Origin of the sequence: Catenovulum agarivorans YM01 (genome assembly GCF_000281085.1) — a bacterium.
Classification (GTDB): domain Bacteria; phylum Pseudomonadota; class Gammaproteobacteria; order Enterobacterales; family Alteromonadaceae; genus Catenovulum; species Catenovulum agarivorans.
The window spans coordinates 12599-32488 of record NZ_JH767541.1; the positions used below are offsets into that span (position 1 = coordinate 12599).

Here is a 19890-nt window from a genome sequence, read left to right on the forward strand (position 1 = left end):
AGGCTCAGGTTGCTACATGCGCTCTGTGGCGCCTGCTTCGATTGTTTTTTGTAAAAAGTAGTCGTTTCCATCGTAGTAGGTATGTTTAGACCACTTGGCGTTAACTTTGGGCAAGTGTTTAGCTAATTGCGCTTTTACTTTTGTATAAGCTGGCTCATTGGCTAGGTTACGCCATTCGTCTTTATCAACTTTATGGTCATATAATTCCTCTGTCCCGTCTTCGTAACGAATGTAGCGGTACCGTTCTGTTTTGATGGCGTGATTATTAGTACCGTAAGTTGTCACGGCTGCGTGGTGCCATGGTGCATTTGGATTGTCTAGTAACGGTGTTAAATCATTGCCTTCGTTAGTTGGATTGGCGGGCAAACCACACATTTTTACAAGTGTCGGGTACAAATCTAATAAGCTGACTGGTCGGTTACTGATTTGAGCTCTGTTAGATTTTGGGGGTTTGATTATCAAAGGTGTGCGGGTTGCTCGTTCCCACAAAGTCATTTTGGCAAATTTATCTTTTTCTCCTAGATGATAGCCGTGATCACCCCATAGGACGACTGCTGTGTTGTTGGCGTACTCACTGTTTTCCAAAGCATCTAATACAATGCCAATACAAGAATCAACAAAAGATACGCTGGCTAAATATCCTTGTACTATGTTTCTGAATTGGCCTTTTTCTATCGCCCATTCAGTGGTTGGCATCATTGGATGTTCGGATATTAATCTAGCTATTTCTGGCACATCATCTAGGTCTTTACGCATGTAGGGAGGTAAATACAAATCTTTAGCCGGGTGTAGGTCAAACCATTTTTGAGGTACATACCAAGGTGCATGTGGGCGAATAAAGCCACATGCCATAAAAAAAGGTTTGTCGCGTTTTTGTTTTAGTTTGTTTGCAATCCAATGTGCTGATTCATAATCTGGCATTTGGTCGTCACGCTCTGGAAAAGCACCCCAATCAGTATTGGTACGAGGATCGTCCCAAAAAAATTTCTTTTCAGGATATGGACCAAAGCCCTTTACGCGTCCGCCATATTCATCAAAGCTACCATCGACGACGCGCTCGTGGAATATTTTCCCTACCGCAGCTGTGTAGTAACCATGTTTTTTAAAATGCTCACTTAAAAACACAGAGTGAGCTGTTTTGTCACTGGCTTTACGAATATTCTCGTCGCTGATGTGACCGTAGATACCCGTAGTTGAGGGTGCCAAGCCTGTCATTATGCTGGCGCGTGACGGTCCGCACAAGGGGGCTGATGCGTGAGCGTTTGTGAATACAGTCCCTTGATTTGCTAATCTATCAATGTTTGGTGTTTTGGTGTTGGGGTGGCCGCCCATTGGGCCTATCCAGTCATTTAGGTCATCCACAATAAGCATTAAAACGTTTGGATATTGTTGTTTTAATTGGCCCCACACTTCAAATGGCGTCAATGCAGACATAGTAGCGTAGGCTGTAGTCCCTAAAATAAAATTGCGTCTATTAATCACCATATTTTTGTACCTCTTGCTGCTTTTAAAAGAAAAGGGAAAGATGAATAAGATTGACACCCCTGCCGCGAAATTTAATTTGGGGGTATCACTTTGAGTTTTCATTCCCTATTCATCTAGAAAATTTTAGCTAGCAAAAGTGGGTAAGAAAATTATGTTTAGGCGCTTTGTTCATCCAAAAGTTTTATTGGCCTGTATGGCAATAGCTTTTTCAAATTACGCAGTGAGTCAGCAAGTTCCTTGGGAACCATATGCGGACATTAATGTTGATCAATTAAAAACTTCACAAACGCATCCTTCGTTCTTTTTTACAGAATCTGAGTTGCCAGCAATTAAAGCACGCAGTCAGTCTTTGCCGTGGTTACAAGAAACCCGTAAACAAATTCAAATTAAAGCTGACTTATACATGCAGCTTGAAACCAAACCTTGGAAGTTAGCCAACCAATACAACGGAATTGGAACTGCAGGGCGAGGCTTACAAAATTATTTAGGAACTTTAGGTTTTGCTGGTTATTTATTTGATGAGCCAAAATATTTAGATAAAGCGAAAGAGATATTCATGGCGGTTGTGGATCAAACCGAGCCAAGTAATCGCCAGCATTGGCGCTCACACTTACAAGTGTCTGATGCCACTCAAGCAATGGTTTTGGGCTACGACCTAGTTTATCCATTGTTGTCCAAAGATGAACGAGGGCGTGCTATTAAAGAAATTGAAAATTTTGCGCATGAACTAACTCATAAAAAATCTACTTGGGGGGCGCCTGCCCCTGGTGTGCTGTCATGTAATCATAGCGCTGTGCATTATGGCGCGCTAGGGTTAGCCGCTTTAGCACTATGGAATGAAGATGTTCCAGAAAAATATCATTGGATGCAACGTGCAATTGGTCGTGTTGATGGTTATTTAGCAACTTTCACGGATAAAACTGGTTATGGAACAGAAGGTCACCATTATTACGCATATGGATTGGGTGGCAGCACGGTATTTTCATGGGCACTTAAACGCTCGAATGGTCCAGACTTAATTGGCAAACATAAAACTCTAGCGTTAGCTGGCGACCAAGTTTTGTGGAAAGTATTGCCGTTTGAAGGACGCATGTTGGCGATGAATGATAATAATGAAACTGTACCTACCGATGTGGCAGGTATGGTGGGCGCGTTAACTTATAACAAACCAGAGCAATTATGGGCTTGGTTAAAATCGCTTGAAGACTCAAACCAACTGGATTGGTTAGCCGGCCATCCTCGTACAACTTATACCGCACCATTTTTATTTATGTGGGGTGATGAACCTGCTGCTCCTGTAAACCCTGCTTCGGTTAATTATAAATTGGGTCATCATTTTGAAAGCGGCCGTGTATTTGCTCGCAGCAGTTGGCAAGGTGAAGATGCTGCGCATTTTGCTATGACATCGGGTATAGATTTCCATCGTGGACATGACCAACAAGATGAAAACTCCGTGACTTTTTATGCATATGGTGAAGGCTTTTTAATTGACCCTAACTACGAGCCTGAGCGCAGTGAAGCTCATACCACTTTGCGAATTGACGGTGTGGAGCAAATTAAAGGCGGTGATGGGCATATTGCACGTTATCGTGAAGATGAGCATGCTGCCTTAGTTGTTGGTCAAGCTGAGCATGCGTACGATTTTGATAAATCTTGGATAGGTTATGCCGAGCGTAAGTCTTATTTTGTACGTGGACCTGTGCCATATTTAGTATTCAGAGACGACAGCCAAGTAGAACATGATAAACCGGTAGAAGTAGTTAGCCGCTATATTACCTACCCAAACAATACCTTATTTGAAGATGGTAAAAGTGCGATTATTAAAGGGTTTCGAGGCAAAGCTGCAGCTCGTTTGATGGTATTTAGTGAACACGAACAAGTGAAAGTAAACATTGATGACATGAGCAAAGCAACGTTTGTAAATAGAGGGAAAGAGTACCCGTACAAAAAATATTTACAGCGTTTAAGTGCAACTGTGAATAAGGTTAATCCGCAGTTGTTAAGTGTGTTAATACCTTATAAAAATGGCCAAGCTTTACCAGAGGTAGACGTGAAATTTGATGATAAATCCTATAGCTATACACTTACACTAAACTTCAAAGGCTCACATACGGATGTGCTCACAGTAACGCCTTATGACATTGTATTGAATAGGTTATAGCTAAGTTTTCAATACATTGTCCTATATATCGGGGTAAAACGACGCAATGTTACCATTGTGTTTAGTTACCCTATCTGCTGATGAAAATACTAGATTATTAAATATGATTAACTGGGTTCGCTACTTGCAATACGTACAAAACGTTAAATTTGAATGGGTTTATTTGTGGCTTGTGTTGTTTTATGCACATAGCAATTCAATACAAGCACATGAATATCAAGATGATTTAGCACACTTTAGGCATAAATTTGTCTCTCCCCCAGATAGTGCCCGCCCATGGGTTTATTGGTTTTGGATGAATGGTAATCTTTCTAAAGAAGGTATTACTGCTGATCTAGAAGCCATGAAACGTGTTGGTATTGGTGGTGCGCTAATTATGGATGTAAGCTTTAGAACACCGGCTGGAGAATATGTTTTTTTGTCTGACGCTTGGCGTGATTTATACACTTTTGCGATTCAAGAAGCGAAACGTTTGGGGTTAAACATTATCCAAAATAATGATTCTGGATGGACAGGAAGTGGTGGGCCGTGGGTAAAACCTTCCGACTCAATGCAACAAATTACATATAGTGAACAATTGGTTACAGGCGGTGAAGATTTGGATATAACGCTACCTATTCCGCCAATGAAACTTGGTTATTATCAAGATATAGCAACTTATGCAGTTAAAACTCACGTCAAAAATACCTTAACCATCCCTAACATTACAGTTAGTGGGAATGTACTTACCGACAGTACAATAATGGATAATAATTTGGAAACTCATATTGAGTTGAAAAATTTTGATAAGCAATCACACGAATTAGTTTTTGATTTTAAACAACCAACGGAGTTGCAGTCGATCAGTTTAAACGCAAACATTGACGGCAGAGGCAATGTGGTGGGTATGCTGGAGGCATCTAATGACAACCAGCGCTATTGGTCAGTGAAACCAATTTTTATTGCGCATAAAAGTGATATTGAATCAGTTAGTTTTCCTTCTGAAACTGCCCGCTACTTTCGATTAATGCTAAGAGGAACCAATGTCGCTTCTAGTCGTAGCAACGCTTTGGACAAAAAATGGGATACGGTATTTGTACCAAAATTTTCATTGAATCTGTCAGAAATCAATTTTTATAACACGCCGCGCATTAATAATTGGCACGAAAAAGCTCTTTACGTGCAATCTGACGCATTGCAACCAGATGTATCAAATACTATTCGTTCACCCCAAATTATTAATATTAGCCAGTTTGTAAATAAAGCTGGCCAGTTACAAGTCAAATTACCGCAAGGTCAATGGAACATTGTGCGGGTTGGTCATACTTCAACTGCAAAAGAAAACCATCCGCCTTCACAAGGAGGAGCCGGGCTAGAAGTGAGCAAATTAAATAAAGACAAACTGGCAATGCACTTTGATAATTTTTTGGGCAAGTTGATTAACGATATAGCACCTCTAGCTGGCGACACTTTATCTGGTACTCATATAGATAGTTGGGAAGTGAAATATGATACTTGGGATAGCCAATTACCTTCTGAATTTAAAGCTAGAACTGGTTATGACTTACTGCCTTACCTCCCTGCTACTGTAGGTCAAATTGTTGATAGTTCAGCAGTATCAGAACGGTTTTTATGGGATTTCCGGAGGGTGTTGGCAGACGTTGTAGCTGATAACTATTTCGGGCATTTAAAAACTCTATCTGAACGACACGGAATGCAGGTATCAGCAGAAGCTTATTTATATGGCCCCATGGATACACTTCAAGCTGCAGGTCATGTGGATATTCCCATGAATGAATTTTGGAACTTGCCTACTGGAGATGAAAAACCCGGCTACAGCGCAAAACAAGCCGCTTCAGCTGCACATGCGTATGGCAAAAAAATTGTTGCAGCAGAAGCATTTACTGCGATACCGCAACACGCAGGTTGGGTTAATTATCCTTATGCTTTAAAAGCAAACGGAGATCGCATGTTTGCGCGTGGTACCAATCGAATGATATTTCACAGATGGGCGATGCAACCATGGCTTGATCGGTATCCAGGCATGACATTTGGTTCTTATGGTTTTAATTTTGAGCGAACCTTAACATGGTTTGAACAAAGTAAAGCATGGTTGCGTTACTTGCAGCGAGTTCAACAGATGTTGCAGTCGGGGCAATTTGTTGCTGACTATGCAGTTTTTGTTGGAGAAACGGCTCCATATGATCTGGAATCTATCCATAACCAGGTAACCAGCACTGGATATAATTTTGATTATATAAACCAAGAGCTGTTGCAATCCATGCGTTATGAAAATGATCATATCGTGCTGCCATCAGGGATGCGCTATAAACTATTGGTGCTTAAAAACAGCCACTTTTTAACACTTGCTACGTTAGAAAAAATCAACGAATTAGTTGAACAAGGCGCAACTATTTTGGGTGATAAGCCTATTGGCTCGCCTAGTTTAGTCGGCTACCCAGAGTCCGATCAAAAAGTAAAACAGTTGGCAAATAAGCTATGGTTTACAACATCGCTCGAACAAAAGAAACAAGTTAAAGTTACGAAGAAAGGAGCAATCCATTGGAACAAGTCTATTGCTCAGGTGTTTCAATCTATCGGGTTACAGGCTGACGTAAGTTTTAATCAAGCGGGTGAAAATATTGAGTGGTTACATAGACAAACAGCTACGGCAGATTTTTATTTTCTGAGTTTGTTTAAACAATCAGCACAAAATGTACAGGCTACATTTCGTATTGCTGGTAGCGAACCTGAATTCTGGAATGCGGACACTGGCGAAATGGTTAAACCTGCTTTATGGCAGGCGCATGGTAATGGTACCACCACTGTTACCTTTGACTTAGACCCAAGTGGTTCATTGTTTGTTGTTTTTCCAAAAACAAAGGTGAAGTCGGATTTAATGCCGGCCCCTATACAAGCTATTAGCCCTACTGATGGTGTTGATTTAACACTTAAAAATCAAAAGGTTATTGCAAATGTTTATAGGAATGGCACTTACGAGCTAAGCATGCCTTCTGGTAAAACAGAATTATTGCGAGTAAATAATGTACCTAGCATACAAACTTTGGTTGAACCATGGCGATTATCGTTTCCAGCGCAATTTGGTTACGAGCATCATTTACCAAAGCCACAAACCCTTAATTCTTTAGCATTGTGGATAGATAATAGCGATGAAAACGTGCGTTACTTTTCGGGAACAGGGGTTTACCAAACCCATTTTACGATAGAGCAAATTAATCAAAATCAAAAAACTTTGTTAGATTTAGGGGAAGTATATGATATTGCTCAAGTAAAGCTTAATGGTCAAATGCTTACAACATTGTGGAAACCACCATATCGAGTAGATGTCACTGAATATCTTAAACTCGGGCTAAATCAATTAGAGATCCATATCACCAATACGTGGGTAAATCGCTTAATTGGTGATGCGGCATTACCTGATCACCTGCCTAGAAATCCAGATGGTTCGACAGCCGCATGGCCAGAGTGGTTTCAAAACGGCCAACAGTTACCAAAGACAGGCCGCACAACATTTACAACTTATCAGCCTTATAAAAAAGATTCACCTTTGCAACCCTCGGGTTTGTTGGGGCCAGTTAAGCTTATCCCCTATATTGAGCTTAAAATAGATGTGGCGAATTCTACTCTGAAAAGGTAAACGATTCGTTTGTGAATATAGAGCTAAATCAATATAAATTGCGAGCATCAGAGCCATCACAGACAGTACAATTCAAGGCGTATCATTGCAGGAATGTAGGCACCTTTCAAAATGATACAACACAGAATTGGGCTGTCTGTGAGGCTCCTAAAAGGCTGGGTTAAAAGCCATTTATTCTGCGTTAAGTTGGCTTGACATACAACCACTATGCCTGTGCCAACTTGCCTTGCCTAAATGGCTTTTATCTCCAGCTGATTATCGCTATTTATATTGATTTAGCTCTATTTATAAGAATATGCAATAGTAGGGGTGTCAATTTCTACGTTAATTTCCCTATTCCTAATCAGATATTCAATTAGTTAACTAATATCAGGAATAGGGGATGTCGTACTTTCGTTATTTTTCGACTTTAATATTAAGTTTATCTGTAAATGTTATTTATGCGACCATTTTCGCAATGATGATGTTTGCTAAGCAAGTTTATGCTCAACTACCTTATGGCACGGTAGACGTTACTGATCCTAACACTCAAATTCCTGCCTCGGTTAAACCTTTATTTGATACTGAGCTGCGAGATACTCAAATCACCATGGGGCCAGACAATTATTACTACATGACAGGCACCACCATTCATGATGGTGGTAGTTTCTGGGGCTGGAATGCAGGTATTCATGTCTGGAAATCGCAAGATTTAAAACATTGGCAACCGTTAGGTTTAGTCGCCGAACTCGATAAAATGAATAGTTGGATCAGTGACTATTATGTGTACCCAAAAGAAGGCAGTGAGCCAGGTAAGGTTTATAAACCCAATGAATTGCCAACAGACCTTGATACTTTAGAAAAAACGCATTTAGTGCGCCGCTGTGCTTGGGCGAATGAAATTCACTATGTACCTTCACAAAAGACTTTCTTTATTGTTGGTTCTATTAATCACAATAAAATTTTACCTGAAAACACTCCGTATATAGGGCGCGGTAAACCTGGTGGCACTTTTATGTTACGCAGCATCAGTGGCAAAGCTGAAGGCCCGTATGTTGACGTGCAGCCAGAGAAACCATTAACCGATGGTATTGATTCAAGTTTATTTGTTGATGACGATGGCAAAGCTTATTACGTTTATCAAGCGCATGGCATAGCGCGCATTAAGGATGATTTTTCAGGGCTTGCTGAAGAGCCAAGATATACCGAGTTTAAAGCCATTGATGGTGTTTATCACAACGAAGGCGCGTTCTTGTTCAAAGCTAACGGTAAATACCATTACGTGACTACCTCTTGGAGCGTAAAGCCAGAAGGCAGCGAGTTTTACACTTATGATCACAGCAAAAGTAAACGCGGTAAAAAGCTCGTTGACCTGCATAGCTATGATCCATTACTTGCCACTTCAGAAAATGTTTATGGTCCTTATGGCGAAATGAGAAACGTGCTGAGTGGCGGAGGTCACGGTAATTTTTTTAAAGATAAAGATGGGCAATGGTGGGGCACTATTTTCTGGAACCCGCTTAATACCATTAACCCAGAAGGGTTATCGAAACGTCCGGCGCTTGTGGCGATGAAATGGCAAGGAGAGAAGTTGGTGGTGGATAAAGCCCGTACAGACGAGTTTTATGCTGACATGAGATAGTTTGTAAATTTAATAATAAAATCATAAGAGTAATACTATGTATATCCGTAAAATTTTAAGTTTAACAACCACTATGTTATTAACCGCTTGTGGTGGCGGTGAAAGTGGTACAACTGAAGAAAAACCAGTAAACACCCAAGGCGAGTTAACGTTAACAGGGAATGTTGTTTATGGCGAGACTCTAACCGCCAACCTTAGCGATGCTGATGGCCTGTCAAATCTATCCGCAGTCGTCTACCAATGGAAGCGTGATGGTGTGCTGATCACAGGTGCTACTACCAAGCAATACCAAATTCAAAAAGACGACATTAATAAAAAAATTCAAGTGAGCGTTCAATATCAAGACGATAAAGGCTTTAACAACCAGGTGAGCTCCTCACAAAGTGCTACCGTTCCTTTGGTCAACTTTCAAGGAGAAGTAACCATTAATGGTACAGCACTGCAGGGTGACACCTTGTCACTGGTGTTAACGGATGACAATAATGGTGTAGTTGAAAACAGTGTCGTCGTTGCTTGGTATGCCGACAATAATTTAATTGCAGAGCAGACAGCTACTAACTTGCTGTTGACGGTAGAGCAGGTTGGTAAAAAGATTTCAGCGCAGGTTAATTATACCGATGGTCATGGTTTCAATGAATCGTTAAGTTCAGCTCAAACAACTCAGATTCTAGCCATTGAAAATAGTTTAGGTAGTCTAACACTGACAGATGGCAATGGTGCAGGCGCTATTTTTCAGCAAGGTAACACCATTACGGCACAACTGACAGATGCTAACACAGTGACAGGCATGGTTGATTACTATTGGTATCTTGATGACTTATTAATCGCCGATAATAACCAAGCTTCATATACCTTATTAGCAGCAGATGTTGGTAAACACCTTTATGTTAAAGCGGTTTATGTTGATGGTGATGGTTTTGCTGAAGATGTGTTATCGCTTACCAGTGATGCCATTAGCGAAAAATTAATTGGAGTTCCCGGCGGGCAAAACTTTCCTATTGGTAACACTGTTGTCGGCAATAATCCCTACAATCGCACCACCTTGCGAGTAAATGAGTCATTTGAAGGCGGTGGTTGGAACGCTATCAGCACCCCAGGCACCTACCAACCTGGCTTAGATACCAGCTTGCCGAAAAGTTTTGCTTTCGGGCAAATGCAAGGACCACATTCATTTTTTGCTGAACCGACCCTGACTCGGTTTGGTAACTATTCAGCTAAGTTACATTGGGTGCATGGCGATCCTGCCAAGTGGAATGGCGACCCAAAGGTGTTAGACAATGTTGATCGCAAAGCTATGTTTCATGGCAGAAATGCCAGCAGTATTTTAGCCACTCTTTGGTATGGTTTTAGTGTTTATTTCCCTAAAGATGGCACTAAGTTGTCGGGATCAGAGCAGGCACTCTTCTTTCAAATACATGGCGCAGCCGATCGCGCAGATGGCGAGCCAAGCCGTATTCCGCCGTTAGCGCTCAATATTGCCACTGAAGGTTTTAATGTGGGTTATTCGTGGGATTCAGCGAAACTTAGCACCAGTACGCAAGGTGAGGGTAACGAGAGCTTTAATGTCGCTGTTGATTTTGCTGATTATCAAGATCGTTGGGTGGATGTAGTTATTCAAGTGAAAACCGATCCGTTTGAACCGAAAGGCTTTATTAAAATTTGGTTTGATGGCGTGCAAATGGTTGACCGTCAAAATATCCAAATCGGCTATAACGATGATAAAGGTTTGTACCCATCTTGGGGTTGGTATCTGTGGGGGAGTAATTCAGAACGTAGTTACGACGCTATTTTATATATGGATGAACTTCGCCAAGTAGAAGGCGCTGACGTTAGTTACTACGATGCTGCCCCCGGTTATTTTGATAAGGATGGTATTAATAAATAATCAGCTAGGAGCTCATTCAATGGGTAATAAAATGTAAGTGAACAACTGGCTAAGCATCTACCTAAAGTCAATGCCAAGTGGTCACAGCAAACTTATTACGATAGCAAAGCATGAGCACAAACTAAATTATTTAACTCGTTAGGGAGCATAATGATGCGCCAAAAATACACACTGTTTGCTCGAATAAATACCGCCATCGATAGCGTTAAACCTATTCGAACAACAATCCAGAACGCGAAATCTACCTTAGTTAACGTAAATCGTTGGGCGCTGATAAGCTCGGTGATGCTCACAAGTGCCAGTGCGACAGCGGTTGAACGGCCAATGATTTGGTTAACACCGGCCGAGAAAGTCGTTGTTGAACAAAACATTAAGCAGCATGATTGGGCCAACAGACGCTATTTACAGTTGAAAGAACGTGCTGATGCCTTCGCGCCAACATCTCTGGCGGCTCGTATTGCCAATATTGAAAAACTACCGCTTCAGTGGGAAAAGGCATCTGGCGCTATTCCTGCGGTGATTGATCAAGCTAATATCGGTGTTAATCACCTGAGATGGCCGTTACAAAGCAGTTTACAGTCAGCAATTGACTGCGGCATTTTGTATAACTTTAGTGCCGAACAAAAATATGCTGATTGCGCAGCAGATATTTTGTACACCGTGGTGCAAAGTTTAAATAATACGCCAATTGGTACTGCACCTGTGCATTTAGATAATCGCGGCTGGATTGTTTCTGAAAACCACTTATTAGAATCTCGAATTTATGGCGCTCAAATCCCGCTAATTTATGATTTTATTTACAATTATTTAAAAGCTGGTGGCCAAGCCTATGATGTGGTGCAAAAAAAATTAGTCGACTTTGATTTTTCGGCCGCACAGAAGGTGTTTAAATCATATGCACAATTAGCCTTGGACTCGGGCTTAGTTAATAACAACTGGCCGGTACTTGAATCATCAAGCTTGGTTCATAATGCTTTAGCCATCGATGATGAAAAAACACGAAACTATTATCTAGAGCGCTATTTAACTATTGATACGCCTCATCAAGACTCATTAGCTAAAGTGGCTAAAAGTTATGTCAACCCGGGTGATATTTGGCCTGAGTCGTTAAATTACTCTATGCATGTTGCCTATTTTAGTTTGTACCTGATGAATCTTATCGACCGCTTAGAACCTGAATTGCAGCTAGGGAATAAGTATCCTAATATCGCTACAGCGCTGTTAACTAACGAACACTTACGTTACCCCAATCATCATTTTCCTGCGTTTGGTGACGGCAACCGCTCTTATAAAGATAACTACCTTGAATTTGAGTTGGCTTATAAATCAGCGGTGTTAAATAACAATCAAGGGTTAAAGGCGGTTTTCGGCAATGAACTCAAACATGCTATTGCCACCGGCAACTACGACCGAGCTCAGCTACTCCCTCAACATACCAAAGCGAAACCCTATTATGCGCCTCTAGAGCTACTTTGGGCCGAAGCAGATTTAGGAGCAGGTGAGTCGACAGAAACCTTTAATGCTTATACAACTGTAGATATCCCATTTGCCGGTATTTTTATTCAACGTAATATTCATACAGCTGACCCGGTTAAAAATGGTTTAATGGCCACTGTTGGTGGTGGCAGTTATGTTCATGGTCACGCATCTGGTATTGATTTAGAGCTTTATGGTCAAGGTCATGTTTTGGGTGTTGAGGCTGGTAAGGGCGATTACCCTTCAGATGTTCATCAAAACTATAAACGGCTATTTGCTGGGCATAATACGGTGATCAGTAACGGCGCATCAGCGTCGAAAGGTGGCTGGATACAACTTGGTATTAATCGCGTAACAAAAGCATTTATTGAACCTCAGCCAAGAACGTCACCGGTGAGTGATAAATATTCATTTGTAACCACCAATTTTCACGACGAGTTTAACTTAGTTAAAGAAGCATTCCACCAACGAACTACCGCCTTGATCCGTTTGAGTGATGATGTTGGTTATTATGTTGATGTCTTCCGAGCAAAATCAGATACCGACAAGCAATTTCACGATTATTTGTATCGCAATCTATCAGATAACTTAACAGTAACGTCGCAAAACCAGCCGGTGAAATTCACCCCAGATCCTAACCGTTACCCGAAAGCGATTGACGTGAAATGGAGTCATGATCGTAACTTTGCTCATCCTGGTTGGCATTTTTTGAAGGATGTACAAAGCTCAGCAACTTCTAAAGCAGGTTTCCTTGCAACCTTTAGTGCTGATCAATATAAAAATGGCCCAGTGACAATGCAGTCTCGTATTGTCGCCGGTTTAGACCTTAGTGTGACTAAAGTAAAAGCACCAGCCTCTAAAATTGAACCAGCGCCTTATAACAAAAAGCCCATTCCGATGTTTTTATTGCGTCATCAAGGAGACGTTTGGGATAACCCCTTTGCACTGACTTACGAGTCTTATCAAGGGAATGAACAACCAGCGATACAATCAACAGAGCGTTTGATGGCTGGCGATTTGTTTAAAGGTATTGTGGTACAAGCCAAAGTTGCAGGTCAGCAGGTCACACAATATGTGTTGTTACAGCAAGGTGATAAGCAAACTTATCTAAACGAAAAATTAGGTATTAAGTTTACCGGTCATTTTGGTGTGATCACCTTAACAAATGGCAAGTTAACCGATTTATACATAGGGCAAGGGCAGGAGTTGTCTTTCCAGGGTAAGGTGTTAAAAACTGAGCAAACAGCCGCTTATCGTAAATTTTGACACAGATAGGTAAAGAGTTAGGAAATGAGGAAGGTATATTTGGCCCTTAACTTGAATATGGTATATGTGAAGCTATACATTTGGGTGAATAAAAATGACTTAAATTGAAATAAAATGATTAAATTATTGTTAATACTACTTACATGTGTTCGAACATTATTGTATATTCCTGTGATGATGTTATTTCATAAGTTCTAGTTTCGCAGGAGAGATTAGTGTCTTCGGAGCAAGCGATTTTGCAATCGACGCAAACACATTTAACTGATGCTACAAACAAGTCAAATATATTTGTTGAGCTATTTGAAGCGGACAAAAATCGCTTATATGCCTATATTTATGCGTATATGATGGACAAAGCTGCTGCAGACGATGTATTTCAAGAAACCAGTGTGGCATTGTGGAAAGACTTTGAAAAATTTGAACTTGGAACGAACTTTTCTAAGTGGGCTAATGGTATTGCGTTCAATAGAGTCCGTGACTATAGATATGCACATAAAAAATATACCCTAGGTTTCAGTGAAGATTTTTTACAAGAGTTTAGTGACAAAGTCGCCACACCAGAAACATTTAACCTCAGCCAACAAGAAAAAAAATGGTGGCATTTAGAGCAGTGTTGTTCAATGTTACCTGCTCCTTTACAGCAAATTTACCAACGGTTTTATGTGAATAATTTGAACGCCCAAGAATTGGCTGATGAAACAGGGCGTTCAATTTACGCCATTCGTAAAGCAATACGTAAATTAAGACGAAAGCTATATGATTGCGTAGAACAAAAAGTTATGGAGAGCGCTGATGAACTATAGTGATGAGTTTAAAGCGGTTCGAGAAATTGCTGATGCGGTGTGCGAAGAACAAGTTACTCCAGAACAGATACAGCAACTAGAGCAATTGATCAAAGACAATCCCAAAGCAATGCGTTTTTATCTGGATTACGTGGGAATTCATACCTATTTATCATCTGGTGCTAGTCAAAATTTAGAATACGTATATAGACGCATCAGTACCGCAGAGGAGTTTATTGTTCGTGCACACAATAATACTTCGGTTCTATCGATCGGCAATGAAATAGATTCATCAAAAGATACATGTCTTGGCGATGCCAGCGACCTTCCTAAAGTGAAGTTATGGAATAAAATAAAATTGGTTCTGTTTGCTGTCATTCTCTGTGCATTTGTTGCTGTTGCTGTTGCTACTTGGGTGGTTTTGAAAGATAGGTTAGATCCGTTTAAAGCCGAAGTTATAGAAGGTCAATTTTCTATCGTTAATTTAGGCCAAATTAGCGAAAACTATTTGTATATAGGTGAATATAAGGCCAATCAAGAAGCACAATTAAAATTGGCGAGTGGAGAAATTATAAAGTTTACTAAAAATAGTCTGTTTAAACTGGTTAATCCACATGAAATTAAGCTAATACGTGGCACTGTGTCGGTAGTTGGCGCGAATAACCATAACCTAGTTGTGCATGGCACTAAGTTTAGTTTGAATACCAATGGTGGAGACCTGCTTTTAGACCTAACAAAACATTACCCACAAATTGTAACTGGAGAGAAAACTACATTGATCCCTCAGCGTTGGCGTCCAACCCATTATTGGTCTTTTGATGGTAATGTTGACCGGGTAATAGATACAGCGGGTACAGCTCATGGCATTGCAGCTAGTGGCGCTCTGCGAACAGAAGGCCTATTAGGCAAAGGTGCATATTATTTTGATAATAGCGTTAACGCACGTGTTGATGTTGGTAGTGGCGGAGGAACTGTGCCTGCTTCAGGGTCATTTGCAGTAAATGAAGGCATTACATTAGAAGCATTGGTAAAACCTGAATTTTCAGCAAGTGTTGGTGATATGGATGAAATTTTCCGAAAAGATCAAGAAGATAAAGAGCTACGCATTGTTTTAAGTTTTCAAAATGATATCCAGTATAAACCGTATTTGCGGCCTGATGGCGATTTTAAAGAGAGCTTAAGTTTTGGGCTTTACCTAGTTGGACAGGGTTATCATGAATTAAAATTACCATTAGATGGTCTAGAAGGACGACCAACTTTAGCAGATTTAAAAGATGGACGTGCGCACCACATTGTCGCGACCTATAGTGTCAAAACAGGTTTAAAAGCTATATATATAGATGGTGTGCAACACGCTTCTTATCAGTATCCACCTGGATCTAAGATGCTTAGTGGTGGTGCTGGCGCGGCTAATATTGGCAATTCACCCAATAGACCTGTACCCGTAAGATCTACAGATGTTCGATTTGCCAACAACGAAGCTTTTGCGGGTACTATTGATGAAGTTGCCTTTTATGATTTTGCACTCACGCCATTTATGGTCGAGTTACATTTTAATAATTTGGGTCAGCACTTAAATTATTTTGGCTTACAGCCAAGTATTGATTTATTGCCAGAACGCACGCTAATTAATTTACCTACGAATTATATTGTCGAGCTAGACCCTACAACTGGCCTACCTTGGTAGGCTAGTGTTGTCCTGAGTTTGCTTAAATATCTACTTCTACTCCTTTTGTAAAAATAAGTTTAAATATTTTAACTTTTTTGTTTCAAGGGGTGTCAATTAATACGTTGAGTCCCTCTTCTAACTAGCAGCAACCAATTAGCTGCAAAACTACTCATTCAATAACAAAAAGGTAAATGTCAAAGGCGCGCAAGCCTTAGAGCATAACTCGATTCTGGAGATCCAAATGAACGTATGTACCAATCGAAGTAATCACAAATTAAGTAGAGTCGCTTTGGCTCTTGCTGCGACGGGATTAATTTTTTCAATTAGCCATTCTGCAAATTCAGCTGAGCCAGTGGTAAATCAAACTAAGTTAACGGCGAAAGAGCGTGCGGCAAAACGAGAAGAAGTTGAAACCATTGAAGTAACAGGGGTTCGCGGTGCTTTAGAAAGTGCACTTAATACTAAACGTGAAGCTATTTCTATTGTAGATGCAATATCTGCCGCTGATATTGATGCGCTACCAGCATTAGATTTGGGGGAAGCACTCCAAGCTATTCCTGGTATTCAGGTTAATCGAGATGAAGAGCGTCGTCAGTCGTCTATTAATTTACGCGGTTTACCTGGTGGTTATACTAAAATTACAGCGAATGGTCAGTCGTTTGCTACACCAAGTAGAAGTAACCAAGATGTTGGTGATGCAAATCCATTTGGTAGTTTTGAGTCTGGTGTTTTTGATGGCGTAACTGTTTATAAATCGCCAACAGCGGCCATGCAAGAAGGTGGCGTAGCAGGTAATGTAGATAAAAGATTACAGCGAGCCCTAGCGAAAAAAGATGGTCAAATAAAAATAAATTTAGGAGGTCGTTATGAAGAATTACAAGGCAGTTGGAACAAACAGTTTTCAGTGTCTGTTTCAAAGCACTTAATTAAAGATAAACTTGCAGTCGCTTTCAAATTAGCTGGCTCTGAACAAAATTTCCGTCGAGATACTTTGCATTTTAATAACTACGATGTACTAAATGAATTGCAAACAGGTAAAGATAAATCTGATCAACAATTGTTTAAAGCAACTGACCAATATACCTCATTGGAAGAATTTAAGTTAGCCGCTGGTATTGCTTCTGATGCAGTAATCAATATACCGCGTGATTTGCGCCAAGTTGTCGAATTAAGTGGCGGTGACAGAATATCATTTACTGGTAATATTCAGCTGAAAGTGACAGATAATTTAAAAATTAGTACCGACCTTTTATACACAAAGCGTGATCTTGATGACAACAAATGGGAGCAATTTAATTTCAGCGCTCCTCTTAACAACGCTGGCGTAACTATTGCGCCTAGATCAAACGATCTATTTTATTGGGGCAAAAATGATGCAGGTAAAGATGTGTATGGTTTATCAGCTGTTGAAATAACCAATGTCAATTGGTCGGTTGGTAACCGTGTGTTTAACATGTATGAAGAAGCCAAAGGTATATTTATTGACGCTGAATACATGACCGATGAATGGAAGCTATCAGGAGCTGTATCTAAGTCTGAGTCAGAAAATATATTTAATCAAACTGGCGTTGACGTGCGTTACCAAGGCAATAAAAATCCAAAGAGTTTTTCCCCTACAGGAGTGAATGTTCACTTGCACACAGGTGAAGGCAATTTGGATGATTTTTTTGCTAAATTATTTTATGACGGCTCTGATACTTATGGAGTAACACCAGAATTATCTGATAGAACTTTCTTATATCCAAACCCTGCTTATTCTAGTCAAAGTGTAAACGCAGACCGCTCAAAGCAAGATGATGGGAGTCAAAACAAAAAAGATACGAGATTTTATGTATTTGGTGGAACTGATTCACCAAAACGTAATCTTGAAAGTATTAATGTAGACGCAACTAGATTTATCGACCTTGCTTTATTTCGTGATAATTTAACTTTTGAAACATTTAGTTTTGGTGTTAGACAAGCAACAGAAGAATATAAGAATATTTTCTATAACCCTTCTGTTGCGGGTATAGATTTATCGGCAATTAAAGATGATTTGTTTACCCAAGATACAATAACAACCCGTGAAACGCCGTTTTTTGATGGGTTATTACCTAACGTATTTAATGCTGCTGAGGGCTGGTGGTCAATGGATACCGATCATGTAATTGCACAATTACAAAATGGGATGGATGATAGATTAGCCGCATTACGACTAGAAGAAGCTGAAAAATTAGCTGCTGATCCAAACTACATAGTTGCGCCTTACGATATTAATCCTGAAAATGGATTTGTGATAAATCGCAACAAAACGACTCGTGCACTTAGCCGATTTGGCAGCAATTTTGAAAATGTTCAAGATGTTTTTGCCGCCTATGTTATGACAGATTTTTCTGGTGAGGTTGGCAGTATTCCATTTACCGGTAATTTAGGTGGCCGATACGTAAAAACCGAAAATGTCATCACAGGAACTAATGCTGTGACAGATGAAAATGGCACGAGAGTTGAACCAATTGAGTTTATCAAAGACTATAGTAACTTTTTACCTTCTATGAATATGACGTTGGAATTGAGTGACGACGTTTTATTGCGAACAGCAGCATATAGAGGCATGGTACGACCAAATTTACGTAAGATGTCACCAGCTTCAACTTATACCGAAAACGATACTAAAATTAGGATTGATTTACCTCAAGCTACACTAGAGGCTTATACAGCCGATAGTTTAGATTTATCTATAGAATGGTATAACCGAGAAGGTAGCGCAATATCGCTTGGTTTGTTCCAAAAAACGATAAGTGGATTAATACAAAATCGTAAGATTTGCCCTACGGGTGGTGGTGTTTTTGCGAGTGAAGTCGGTGAGTTACGTATAGAAACGCTAGAAAATGATGACTTTAAATGTTACCAAGTTGAAGATCATGTATACACGAATGACCAAGGTGAGGTGATAACGATGGAGCGTGAAGTTGACGTTAAAGATTATTATAACTCTGCAGACACGATTAAAGTAAAAGGTTTAGAAATTGCGACCCAGCAAAAACTCGATTTTTTGCCTTACCCTTGGAATGGTTTTGGTGGCATTTTAAATTACTCTTACGTAGAAACCACTTCTAGTGGTGTTGATGAATTAAAAGGCATTTCACCCAACACATTTAACGCGATTGGTTATTGGGAAAACGATGGTATTAGTTTACGTTTAGCTTATAACTATCGTGATAGATATAAATTACAAGGTGGTAGTTCAATTGCAGGTTTAAATGATAAAAACGTAGTTGAGCGTGGTCAGCTAGATTTTTCAGCATCATATACCTTAAACAATAACGTTAAATTTAATTTACGAGGATTCAATCTAACTAATGAAAAACGTATTGAATTTGATGGAGATAACGAGCGAGCTGTGCGTAAAATTAACTATGATGGCCGCACATACTCAGCAAGTGTGAGTTTTTCATTTTAATTGTTGAGTTAGTTGTCAATTCTTTAACGAGTGAGCTCGCAGTAGGAGAGTCGCTCATTGGTTTATAACGTTTATTACAAGAGCATCATTTGGATGCTCTTGTAAATTGGCAAAATTACACCTTAAATTTTCTAATGGTAGTGTTTAGAAATCTGTGTCACTTCATTACAATGTTAATTCAAACAGGAGTGACACATGTCTCAAGAATTCGATTTCAACAAAGCTTTAGAACAACTTCAATCAGGTAAAAAACTGACAGGCGCAGATGGTGTACTGACACCTCTCATTAAACAGCTCACCGAAGCTGCTCTAAAAGCTGAAATTGAACAGCACATAGAAAGCGAATCTGAACCTAATCGTAAAAATGGAACCACTAAAAAGACGATTAAATCAACTCATGGTGAGTTTGAACTGGAGACCCCAAGAGACAGAGCGGGTACATTTGAACCGCAATTAATCAAGAAAAATC

Annotated in this window: 10 protein-coding genes; 9 read left to right on the plus strand and 1 reads right to left on the minus strand. The window is 40.0% G+C overall.

The features are described 5' to 3' along the window. Nucleotides 1-12 precede the first annotated feature (12 nt). A complete protein-coding gene (locus WSC_RS0119910) occupies nt 13-1485 on the minus strand; it encodes a sulfatase (RefSeq protein WP_016957721.1) in 1473 nt (490 codons plus the stop codon). A 151-nt stretch (nt 1486-1636) separates the two neighbouring features. Between WSC_RS0119910 and WSC_RS0119915 the strand changes: the two genes are divergently transcribed. The 9 genes from WSC_RS0119915 to WSC_RS23540 form a co-directional block, all read left to right on the plus strand. After that, on the plus strand, nt 1637-3646 hold the full coding sequence (locus WSC_RS0119915) for a hypothetical protein (RefSeq protein WP_040395270.1): 2010 nt from the start codon (nt 1637-1639) through the stop codon (nt 3644-3646). 46 nt (nt 3647-3692) lie between these two features. After that, nucleotides 3693-7283 carry a glycosyl hydrolase gene (locus WSC_RS0119920; protein WP_016957723.1) on the plus strand — a complete coding sequence of 1197 codons (3591 nt, stop codon included), beginning with the start codon at nt 3693-3695 and terminating at the stop codon, nt 7281-7283. Nucleotides 7284-7665: 382 nt separating this feature from the next. Further along, entirely contained in the window at nt 7666-8904 is a 1239-nt protein-coding gene (locus tag WSC_RS23535; RefSeq protein WP_016957724.1) for a family 43 glycosylhydrolase, read from the plus strand. 37 nt (nt 8905-8941) lie between these two features. Then, the gene (locus WSC_RS0119930) at nt 8942-10789 is read left to right on the plus strand and encodes a heparin lyase I family protein (RefSeq protein ID WP_016957725.1); all 1848 of its coding nucleotides are present in this window, start codon (nt 8942-8944) and stop codon (nt 10787-10789) included. A gap of 150 nt (nt 10790-10939) precedes the next feature. Beyond that, nucleotides 10940-13531: an endo-acting ulvan lysase-like protein gene (locus tag WSC_RS0119935; protein ID WP_016957726.1), complete on the plus strand. Its 2592-nt coding sequence runs from the start codon at nt 10940-10942 to the stop codon at nt 13529-13531. A 215-nt stretch (nt 13532-13746) separates the two neighbouring features. Continuing rightward, complete coding sequence (locus WSC_RS0119940; protein WP_016957727.1) at nt 13747-14334, plus strand: sigma-70 family RNA polymerase sigma factor; 588 nt, start codon at nt 13747-13749, stop codon at nt 14332-14334. Further along, nucleotides 14324-16000: a LamG-like jellyroll fold domain-containing protein gene (locus tag WSC_RS0119945; protein ID WP_016957728.1), complete on the plus strand. Its 1677-nt coding sequence runs from the start codon at nt 14324-14326 to the stop codon at nt 15998-16000. The genes WSC_RS0119940 and WSC_RS0119945 overlap by 11 nt, the downstream gene beginning before the upstream one ends. 223 nt (nt 16001-16223) lie before the next feature. Then, entirely contained in the window at nt 16224-19421 is a 3198-nt protein-coding gene (locus WSC_RS0119950; RefSeq protein ID WP_016957729.1) for a TonB-dependent receptor, read from the plus strand. 195 nt (nt 19422-19616) lie between these two features. Continuing rightward, nucleotides 19617-19890: transposase (locus tag WSC_RS23540; RefSeq protein WP_016954312.1), on the plus strand; the 274-nt coding region annotated here is incomplete at its 3' end.

Bases quoted from the DNA above. Each gene is read 5' to 3' on its own strand.
- WSC_RS0119945 (WP_016957728.1), top strand. From the start codon at position 14,324: ATGAACTATAGTGATGAGTTTAAAGCGGTTCGAGAAATTGCTGATGCG.
- WSC_RS0119910 (WP_016957721.1), bottom strand. From the start codon at position 1,485: ATGGTGATTAATAGACGCAATTTTATTTTAGGGACTACAGCCTACGCT.
- WSC_RS0119935 (WP_016957726.1), top strand. From the start codon at position 10,940: ATGATGCGCCAAAAATACACACTGTTTGCTCGAATAAATACCGCCATC.
- WSC_RS0119915 (WP_040395270.1), top strand. From the start codon at position 1,637: ATGTTTAGGCGCTTTGTTCATCCAAAAGTTTTATTGGCCTGTATGGCA.
- WSC_RS0119920 (WP_016957723.1), top strand. From the start codon at position 3,693: ATGTTACCATTGTGTTTAGTTACCCTATCTGCTGATGAAAATACTAGA.
- WSC_RS0119930 (WP_016957725.1), top strand. From the start codon at position 8,942: ATGTATATCCGTAAAATTTTAAGTTTAACAACCACTATGTTATTAACC.
- WSC_RS0119950 (WP_016957729.1), top strand. From the start codon at position 16,224: ATGAACGTATGTACCAATCGAAGTAATCACAAATTAAGTAGAGTCGCT.
- WSC_RS23535 (WP_016957724.1), top strand. From the start codon at position 7,666: ATGTCGTACTTTCGTTATTTTTCGACTTTAATATTAAGTTTATCTGTA.